The organism is Pseudomonas sp. GXM4, from assembly GCF_008923895.1.
Classification (GTDB): Bacteria; Pseudomonadota; Gammaproteobacteria; order Pseudomonadales; family Pseudomonadaceae; genus Aquipseudomonas; species Aquipseudomonas atacamensis.
The window spans coordinates 1-3891 of record NZ_WBRZ01000387.1 but is presented as its reverse complement, the minus strand read 5'-3'; the positions used below and the strand labels follow the sequence as shown (position 1 = coordinate 3891).

At 62.5% G+C, this 3891-nt stretch carries 3 protein-coding genes; all 3 read left to right on the top strand.

The genetic code is table 11. The features are described 5' to 3' along the window. Nucleotides 1–167: 167 nt before the first annotated feature. The 3 genes from F8N49_RS26345 (at nucleotide 168) to F8N49_RS26330 (ending at nucleotide 3803) form a co-directional block, all read left to right on the top strand. The gene (locus F8N49_RS26345; protein ID WP_151553181.1) at nucleotides 168–1361 is read left to right on the top strand and encodes a CaiB/BaiF CoA-transferase family protein; all 1194 of its coding nucleotides are present in this window, start codon (nucleotides 168–170) and stop codon (nucleotides 1359–1361) included. Continuing rightward, on the top strand, nucleotides 1358–2284 hold the full coding sequence (locus F8N49_RS26340) for a hydroxymethylglutaryl-CoA lyase (RefSeq protein WP_151553179.1): 927 nt from the start codon (nucleotides 1358–1360) through the stop codon (nucleotides 2282–2284). The genes F8N49_RS26345 and F8N49_RS26340 overlap by 4 nt, the downstream gene beginning before the upstream one ends. A 187-nt stretch (nucleotides 2285–2471) precedes the next feature. After that, the gene (locus tag F8N49_RS26330) at nucleotides 2472–3803 is read left to right on the top strand and encodes an MFS transporter (protein WP_065615210.1); all 1332 of its coding nucleotides are present in this window, start codon (nucleotides 2472–2474) and stop codon (nucleotides 3801–3803) included. Nucleotides 3804–3891 lie beyond the last annotated feature (88 nt).

Below are 3891 nucleotides of genomic sequence, written 5' to 3'. Positions count from 1 at the left end.
ACTTTGAACCCTGTGGAGCGGGCTTGCCCGCGAAAGCGGCTTCGAATTCACCACCTCGCTGAAGCATTCGCATTTCGCGAACGCCCTTTGCCGAGAGACGGCTGGATTCTCCGATCATCGTTCCTCTAGCCTTGGCGACATATTCCAAGAACAAGAGGTACCCCGCGATGACTGCCCCTTTGAGTGCGATCAAAGTGATCGAGATCGGCACCCTGATCGCCGCGCCGTTTGCCGCGCGCATGCTTGCCGAGTTCGGCGCCGAGGTGATCAAGATCGAAGCCATGGGTCAGGGCGACCCGCTGCGCAAATGGCGCAAGCTGCACGAAGGCACATCGCTGTGGTGGTACCTGCAATCGCGCAACAAGAAATCCCTGGCGCTCAATCTCAAATCCGCTGAAGGCATCGAGCTGGTCAAGCAACTGGCCGGCGACGCCGACGTGATCATCGAAAATCTGCGCCCCGGTGCGCTGGAAAAACTCGGTCTGGGTTGGGACGTGCTACATGCGCTGAATCCGAACCTGACCCTGGTGCGTATCTCCGGCTACGGCCAGACCGGCCCGTACCGTGACCGGCCCGGTTTCGGTGCGATTGGCGAGGCCATGGGCGGCATCCGCTACACCACCGGCAATCCCGATTCGCCACCGGCGCGAGTCGGCGTCAGCCTCGGCGATTCGCTGGCCTCGCTGCACGCGGTGATCGGCGCGCTGATGTCGCTGTTGCGGGTCAAGACCGGGCAGGGCGGTGGGCAAGTTGTCGATGTGTCGCTGGCCGAAAGCGTGTTCAATGTCATGGAAAGTCTGGTGCCGGAATACGACATGCTCGGCCATGTCCGCGAACGCAGCGGCGGCGCCTTGCCGGGCATCGCGCCCTCCAACACCTACCTCACCGCCGACGGCGCCTACGTGGTGATTGCCGGCAATAGCGACCCGATCTACAAGCGTCTGATGCACACCATCGGCCGCGCTGATCTGGCCGAGGCAGAAGAGTTCGCCCACAACGACGGCCGCGCGGCGCAGAGCGGTTTGCTCGATGCAGCCATCACACACTGGACCAGCAGCCTGCCAATCGACGAGGTACTGGCCGCCCTCGAAGCCGCTGAAGTGCCGGCCGGGCGCATCTACTCGGTGGCTGACATCGTCGCCGATCCGCACTATCAGGCGCGGGACATGCTGCTCGATGCCGAGTTGCCCGGTGGCGCAACGGTGAAGATGCCCGGCATTGTCCCCAAACTCTCGGAGACGCCCGGCGGGGTGAACTGGTCCGGGCCGAAACTGGGCCAGCACACCGACGATATTCTCGCCAATCTTGGCCTGACTGAACTCGATATCGAACGTCTGAAAGGCCAGGGGGTGGTGCAATGATCACTGACTATTCGCAAACCCTGATCGTCCAGGAAGTCTCGCCCCGCGACGGTTTGCAGATCGAGCCGACGTGGGTGGAAACCGCTGACAAGATCGCCCTGATCAATCAATTGTCACAGGCCGGATTCAGCCGCATCGAAGCCGGCTCGTTCGTCTCGCCCAAAGCCATTCCGGCCCTGCGTGACGGCGAGCAAGTGTTCAACGGCATTCAGCGTCAGCCGGGTGTTATTTACGTGGCGTTGATCCCCAACCTCAAAGGCGCGCAACGCGCACTGGCGGCGAATGCCGATGAGTTGAATCTGGTGATGTCTGCCAGCCAGACCCACAACCTGGCCAATATGCGCATGCGTTGCGAAGAGTCGCTGGCGGCGTTCGCTGACATCGTTGCGTTTGTCAGCGGCTCAGGTGTGCGCCTCAACGGCAGCATCGCCACCACGTTCGGCTGCCCGTTCGAAGGCCGGATCGATGAGGATCGTGTGCTGCAGATCGTTAACGCCTATCAGGAACTCGGCATTCAGGGCATCAGCCTCGCCGACACCACAGGCATGGCCAATCCGCGTCAGGTGGATCGCTTGGTGCGGCGCGTTTTGCAGCGGGTTTCGCCCGCCGATCTGACCCTGCATTTCCATAACACCCGAGGCCTTGGTCTGTGCAATGTGCTGGCCGCTTACGAGGCCGGCGCGCGGCGCTTCGATGCGGCGCTGGGTGGCCTCGGTGGCTGCCCGTTCGCACCGGGGGCGTCGGGCAACATCTGCACCGAAGACCTGGTGAACCTGTGCGCTGAAGTCGGCATTCCCACCGGGATCGATTTGCCGCTGTTGCTGAAGCTTTCGCGCGGCTTGCCGGCGCTGCTGGGCCACGATGTCCCCGGCCAACTGGCCAAGGCCGGGCGCAATTGCGATCTGCATCCGATGCCGACCTGAGACACACCAGTACCCCTTTGGGAGCGGGCTTGCCCGCGATGACGGCAGCAAATTCAACGAAAGCGTTAGCTGAACTGACGCCATCGCTGGCAAGCCAGCTCCCACACAAAAGCGCTCCACAGTGAGCGTCATCACCAGACAACAAAAACAATCGGACGCCCATCGGCAGTCCGCCTGGAGAAAATCTATGAGCCTCAACGTAATGGAGGCGGGCGTAAGTCCGTCCGTCGATCACGACGCCGAAAAAGCCCTGATCAGCAAAGTCGCCTGGCGCCTGATGCCGCTGATTATGGTCTGCTACCTGTTCGCCTTTTTCGACCGCATTAACATCAGCTTCGCCAAATTCCAGCTGCAGACCGACCTGAGCCTGAGCGACACCGCGTATGGCTTGGGCGCCGGGCTGTTCGTGGTCGGTTACGTGCTGTTCGAAGTGCCGAGCAACATGATGCTGTACAAGGTCGGCGCGCGGCGCTGGATCGCGCGGATCATGATGTCGTGGGGCGTGGCGACGGCGGCGATGGTCTTCGTCAACAGCGAATGGCAGTTCTATGCGCTGCGCTTCGTCATCGGTGCGATGGAAGCCGGCTTTGCTCCGGGCGTGCTGTATTACCTGACCCTGTGGTTTCCGCAGCACTTCCGTGGCCGCATCACCTCGATGCTGTTCCTTGCCTCGGCGTTTGCCGGGCTGGTCGGCGCGCCGTTCTCGGGCTTGGTGTTGCAACACCTTGACGGCGTGTTGCAGATGCGCGGCTGGCACTGGTTGTTCCTGCTCGGAGGCGTGCCATGCATCGCACTCGGTTTTCTGGTGCTGACCCAGCTCAAGGACCGCATCGAGGATGCGCACTGGCTCACCGCTGACGAGAAGAAATTGCTCTCCAGTCGCATCGCCCATCACGAGCCACACAAGAGCGGCGGCTCATTGCTCGCGGCGCTGAAGATCCCCGGATTCCTGACGTTGGGTTTGATCTACTTCCTGATTCAGGTCGCGTCCTACGGCCTGAATTTCTGGGCACCGCAATTGATCCGCAGCGCGGGCACCGAAAGCCCGGTGATGATCGGCCTGCTGACCGCCATTCCGTACATCTGCGGGGCGATCAGCATGGTGGTGATCGGACGCTTGTCCGACGCCACCGGTGAACGGCGCAAGTTTGTCGCCGGGCTGGTGATCGTCGGCGCGATCGGCTTCTTCAGCGCGGGAATCTTCGCCAGCCACACGACCTTCCTGATCGTCGCGCTCGGCCTGCTCGGCGCGGGCATCATCGCTTCGATTCCGAGCTTCTGGACCCTGCCACCGAAACTGCTGGCGGGCGCCGGTGCCGGCGCGGCGGGCGGGATCGCGGTGATCAATACCCTGGGGCAGTTCGGCGGGATCGTCAGCCCGGTCATGGTCGGACGCATCAAGGACCTCACCGGCAGCACCACCCCGGCGCTGTACGTCATCGGCGTCGCCGCGCTGATTGCGGCCGCTTTGCTGCTGTGGGGCTTGCCGCAGAAGTTGCGTACGCTGGACAAGTATTGAGATTGGCGGCGTTGGCGTTGGCGTTGGCGATGACGCTTTCGCGAGCAGGCTCGCTCCCACATTTGCAATGCGGATTGCCTGTGGGAGC

Excerpts from the sequence above, each read along its gene's own strand:
- F8N49_RS26340 (WP_151553179.1), top strand. The coding sequence starts at position 1,358 with ATGATCACTGACTATTCGCAAACCCTGATCGTCCAGGAAGTCTCGCCC.
- F8N49_RS26330 (WP_065615210.1), top strand. The coding sequence starts at position 2,472 with ATGAGCCTCAACGTAATGGAGGCGGGCGTAAGTCCGTCCGTCGATCAC.
- F8N49_RS26345 (WP_151553181.1), top strand. The coding sequence starts at position 168 with ATGACTGCCCCTTTGAGTGCGATCAAAGTGATCGAGATCGGCACCCTG.